At 60.3% G+C, this 3,823-nt stretch carries 5 protein-coding genes; 3 read left to right on the forward strand and 2 right to left on the reverse strand.

Translation table 11 applies throughout. The features are described from left to right. The 3 genes from OXT71_06005 to OXT71_06015 all read left to right on the forward strand — a co-directional run. The coding region (locus OXT71_06005; protein ID MDE2925936.1) for an amidohydrolase family protein at positions 1-181 on the forward strand (181 nt) is incomplete at its 5' end. Between the two features lie 202 nt (positions 182-383). After that, positions 384-1,355, forward strand: a complete 972-nt coding sequence (locus tag OXT71_06010) for a hypothetical protein (GenBank protein MDE2925937.1) — start codon at positions 384-386, stop codon at positions 1,353-1,355. Positions 1,356-1,367: 12 nt separating this feature from the next. Next, positions 1,368-1,640 (forward strand): hypothetical protein, encoded by a 273-nt coding sequence (locus tag OXT71_06015; protein MDE2925938.1) that lies wholly within the window; start codon positions 1,368-1,370, stop codon positions 1,638-1,640. 306 nt (positions 1,641-1,946) lie between these two features. Here OXT71_06015 and tcmP read toward each other — a convergent pair whose 3' ends face one another. After that, positions 1,947-2,795 carry a three-Cys-motif partner protein TcmP gene (gene tcmP / locus OXT71_06020; protein MDE2925939.1) on the reverse strand — a complete coding sequence of 283 codons (849 nt, stop codon included), beginning with the start codon at positions 2,793-2,795 and terminating at the stop codon, positions 1,947-1,949. Continuing rightward, on the reverse strand, positions 2,785-3,639 hold the full coding sequence (locus OXT71_06025) for a phage Gp37/Gp68 family protein (GenBank protein ID MDE2925940.1): 855 nt from the start codon (positions 3,637-3,639) through the stop codon (positions 2,785-2,787). The genes tcmP and OXT71_06025 overlap by 11 nt, the downstream gene beginning before the upstream one ends. Positions 3,640-3,823: the final 184 nt, after the last annotated feature.

Consider the following 3,823-nt stretch of genomic DNA (forward strand, 5'->3'; position numbering starts at 1 on the left):
GATGACGCAGGGGTACGCCCACCTCACCTTCGAGGAAGCCGACAAGGGCACGCTCGAGGTCGGCAGGCTCGCCGACCTGGTCGTCACCTCGGAGCACTACCTCGACTGCGCCGACCCCTGCCTGGAGACCATGCAGGTCGACATGACGGTCGTGGGGGGCAGGGTGGTGTACGAGCGGTAGGGGTTCCCCGGCAGGGCCCGCCCCGTCACCGCGTTCTCCAAACCGATCGGGAACGAACTCCCGAATCGCCAGACCCATTGGGAGAGCACTCCCGTCTGGTTCTCCAGAACCGCACTGGCAACGTCTACTGGACCGCCGGCAAGGACCCGCGTATCCTATTCGCCCGCAGGGGCGGCTCCTCGCTCGCCGGGGATGATCCTTGATGCCTCACAACACGGGAGAGCGACCACTGACCAAACAGGCGTACAAGTTGCGGCTTGAAGGGCTGCGCGAAGCAGAAGGCCACATCAAGGCGAACACCTTGGTGCGGGCGTTGGGTGCCCCGCTCGGAACGGCGGAACGAGCCACGCGGCTGGCCGCCACAGGCCGCAGTGTTGCCAAGGGTCGAAAGCCGGGTTGGCTAAAGGCGGCGATGAACGTAACGGTTACAGGACTCGGCGCAGGATCGACAACTCTCGATATCCAGGCCCCGAGACTCGGTGACGTTCGCCAGGAATTTGGGCAACGAGACTTCTGGCTTGAGCAACCTGAAATGGGAGACACGGCACTTGATCTGGGAGCCCGCGCCATCAGAGAAGCTCGAAGGTCCGACGCAACCGGGGACCACTACGACAGTTCCACCCTTAGTGAGATCCTCAAACTGGGGAGAGCCGCCGAAGGAGCGGGAGAAGTTCGCTACGAGTTGATTCCGGAGAACGGAGCGCGGCGAGGGTTTATTCTGGAGACCTCGGAATGCCGGGGACTCCGACATCGATTGGACTTGATCCCAGCCTCGCGCGCTGCCGTAGTAAGCGGGCGACTCGACGAGATCGGACACGGCCAGGGTCGCTTCGGCCTCCTGATGGGCCAGGGGCTTACCCTTCCGGGTCGGCTACGCCGCAGCTCCCTCGACGTAGAGTTACTCCGACCGCTATGGGGCAAGTTGGCCACTGTGCAAGGCCTGGTCCACTTCAAACCCAACGGTCAGCCACGTCTGATCGAAGCGTACCGAATCAGCGCCCGCACTGACGGCGACACTATCTTCGAGACCCCGCCGCACGGTGAAACGAGCGGGCAAGCGGCCCTAAGAAGGAGCCCACCTGTCAAGGCAATCGCCCATGTTGATCCGATGGTGCTTTGGGGTGTGTGGCCCGGCGATGAGCCCATCGAGGAACTGCTGGCTCAACTGGATTAGTTGCCAGGCCCGATGCGACGGTTCTTGCTGGATACGAACATTCTGTTGGGACTTGCCCGGAGAGCTCCTTGGGCCCGTCGCACACACGACCAGTTCAATCTGGGTGATCCTGAGGCGATCTCCTTCACCTCCGTTGTGTGCATAGGCGAGATACTCTCCATCGCAGAGCGGAACGGGTGGGGATCGAAGAAGAGAACCAACCTTGAAAGGACGCTCACAGAACTCCCTGATCTCCCGATCAAGGATCCTGACATTCTGAGAGCATACGCCCTCATCGACGCATGAACCCAAGGTCAACCCGTCGATTCTCCGGGAGGAGTTCGTCCCCCGAAGCCAGCGGTTCCGATGTCGAAAAACGACCTCTGGATCGCCGCTACAGCTCACGTCACCGGTGCGACCCTCCTGTCGACCGACAGAGACTTCGGGCACTTGGACGGCGTGTGGTTAAGATACGAATTCGTTGACCAACAGGCTCGCTAAGCCGAGCGCTCTGGCACCCGCGACCGTCTGTCCATGTCTGCGAAGCGTAGCTGGCAGTTGGCCTTCGTGCTTCCGAATCTTGCCCTTGGGTCGTATGGCCATGGCATGGGGTCAACTCAGGATCTTATTGGTGGCGATTCTCTTGGCTAGTGCGATCGCTTGAGGGCTTGAGCTGCCAACACAGAAAAAAAGCTCGAATAGAGGTGAGTTCTTCCTATTCCTCAATGTCCTAGAAAGCCCTAGGAACCGGTCACCGAAGAGCTCTTGGAGTTGGCTCTCGTAGATGCTACGGAGACCGCCAACGCCGCGGTTCCGATGCAGTTCTTCCACGCCGAAGAGATTCTCTTGGCCGGTGGACGAATACAGTTTTCGCCAACTGTCACCACCGAAAACGGCATTCAAACGGCTAACCCACTGTGGCTCAACGGCGTCGGGATCCCGCGTTAAGGGCAACATCCTGCCGATTGCACTGGAAGGGAAGAGCAGCCACATATCGAGCCTCTGTAGCCCCGCAACATGAGCAACGGTACTCCATTTCAGTTGGACGCCGAAGGGATCCAAGAAAAGGACGCCGCGCCAAGCACTCCCGTAAGTGTTTCTACGGAGGCGTCTTAGAAAGACATTGGCATCGTCGCATTCGACATCGATCACCCTTCTCGGGTAGTGGTGGCGCAGTTCCCTCAGGTGACGGCAATTCTTGGCGTCGAGGTCCACCAGCACGATGCGATCAAATGATCGATGTCTCACACTGAGGGCTCGACCCGCGGAGCCCATGATCGGTATTCCATAGTCATCTTCGTTCCCAGATTCTATCCATCCTGTACCTGCGAACGCATCCACGTAGATGAGGTCAAATGGCTGGTGCTTGAGGGCGGTGGTATAAGCATCCAAGTAGCCTTCCAAAACCTGGAGTTTGTCTTCGGTCCAAGCTCCACCGAACTGGTTGTAGCTAGTCATCATTCCACTCCCGTCCGCCTCCAGCGTGTTCTCCGATGGCTCCTTCACCTCCGATGGTCTGAGGAAACCCTTCCGCCCATCCGCCCGGAATCTCATTCCACTCCCTCCCCTCCAACTCACGCCCGCCCGCCTTCGGCGTACGTCCTCCCCACTGCTTGAAGAAGAAGGGGACCTTCGCGGCCAAGCACTCGTCCCGTAGGTCCGCTACCCACCGAGGATTGACCGGGCGTCGCCCTGGCCCACTCTCACCCCCTACGATAACCCAGTGAATGCCACCCGAACTCAGCACCTTGCACAGGCTGAGCGGGCCGATCAGAGGCTCACAGCTCAAGAAACGAACCGCCGCTGGAACCTGCTTCAGGTGTCGGATCCGGTAGGCCGTGTTCTGATTCTCCGTCGATGTCCCGATCCAGATGTGCGACGGCAGTCCCTGCTCTCCGAACAGGTCCTTGTTCTCTCGCACAAAGCGGGCAACGCGGCTCGGACGCTTGGTGAGTACTTGGTAGGTATGCCTATCCACATCGAGCATCACCTCGAAGACGGCGCGGAGGAACCAACCGGGGATGTCCCGATGGAAGAGATCCGACATCGAGTTGACGAAGACAAGGCGTCGTCCTTTCCACTGGCCTGGCTGCGACAAGCGCTCCGGCCAGATTCTGACGGCAAAGGGGTCACGCCGGTTGGCAGCCGTATCTACCGCCGGCAAGCGCCGACGGTAGATCTTGCTCAACAGCCGCCGGGACAACGCTTCCGCGTAACAGTTGTCGCACCCCTCCGATACTCGGGTGCAACCCGTTGTCGGATTCCAAGTGACCTCCGTCCATTCGATTGAACTTCTCTGGCCCATGGGGATCACCTCCGTACGCCCGTGCTCCGCCTAGCACATGATACCGAATATAACCCGAATACCGGCCACCGCAAAACCTCCCTCCAGGGCGGTCCAAGACTCACCGAGCGCCCTCAACCCCATCGCCCCCCGGCAATCCCCTCGTCCCGCACACCACGAACTCCCGCCCGCCCCGCCGGATCCG

This window comes from Acidobacteriota bacterium (genome assembly GCA_028874215.1).
Classification (GTDB): Bacteria; Acidobacteriota; UBA6911; order RPQK01; family JAJDTT01; genus JAJDTT01.

Bases quoted from the DNA above. Each gene is read 5' to 3' on its own strand.
- OXT71_06015 (MDE2925938.1), top strand. From the start codon at position 1,368: ATGCGACGGTTCTTGCTGGATACGAACATTCTGTTGGGACTTGCCCGG.
- OXT71_06025 (MDE2925940.1), bottom strand. From the start codon at position 3,639: ATGGGCCAGAGAAGTTCAATCGAATGGACGGAGGTCACTTGGAATCCG.
- OXT71_06010 (MDE2925937.1), top strand. From the start codon at position 384: ATGCCTCACAACACGGGAGAGCGACCACTGACCAAACAGGCGTACAAG.
- tcmP (MDE2925939.1), bottom strand. From the start codon at position 2,795: ATGATGACTAGCTACAACCAGTTCGGTGGAGCTTGGACCGAAGACAAA.